The organism is Vibrio sp. HI00D65 (assembly GCF_001635455.1).
Lineage (GTDB): Bacteria > Pseudomonadota > Gammaproteobacteria > Enterobacterales > Vibrionaceae > Vibrio.
This window is the reverse complement of sequence record NZ_LWEH01000497.1, coordinates 1-707: the sequence shown is the minus strand read 5'-3', so window position 1 is coordinate 707 and position 707 is coordinate 1. Positions and strand designations below refer to the sequence as shown.

Here is a 707-nt window from a genome sequence, read left to right as displayed (position 1 = left end):
CTTGCAGCTTATGAAGCAGCACACCCTGAGCTGGCAGCTGAATTCAAACGCCGCGTAAACGGTGAGCTTCCTGCACAGTGGGAAGAGAAAGCAAACCAAATCATTGCTGATCTTCAAGCTAACCCAGCAAACATTGCATCACGTAAAGCATCTCAAAACGCACTAGAAGCGTTCGGTGCTATGCTTCCTGAATTCCTAGGCGGCTCTGCTGACCTTGCACCTTCTAACCTAACTATGTGGTCTGGTTCTAAGTCTGTTTCTGCTGAAGATCCAGCAGGTAACTACATCCACTACGGTGTACGTGAATTCGGTATGACAGCTATCATGAACGGTATCGCTCTGCACGGTGGTTTCGTACCATACGGCGCTACTTTCCTAATGTTCATGGAATACGCTCGTAACGCAATGCGTATGGCTGCTCTGATGAAAGTTCAGAACATCCAAGTTTACACGCACGACTCTATCGGTCTTGGTGAAGATGGCCCAACTCACCAACCAGTTGAGCAAATCGCTTCTCTACGTCTAACTCCAAACATGAGCACATGGCGTCCATGTGACCAAGTTGAGTCTGCAGTGGCTTGGAAACTGGCTATCGAACGTAAAGAAGGCCCAACGTCTCTAATCTTCTCTCGTCAAAACCTTGCACAGCAAGAGCGTAGCGAAGAGCAAGTAGCTAACATCGCGAAGGGTGGTTACATCCTTAAAGA

Annotated in this window: 1 pseudogene; it reads left to right on the top strand. The window is 48.2% G+C overall.

Features of this window, described 5'->3' with window-relative positions:
• Window positions 1–707: pseudogene (locus A3712_RS23095) on the top strand (transketolase); the annotation flags it as partial.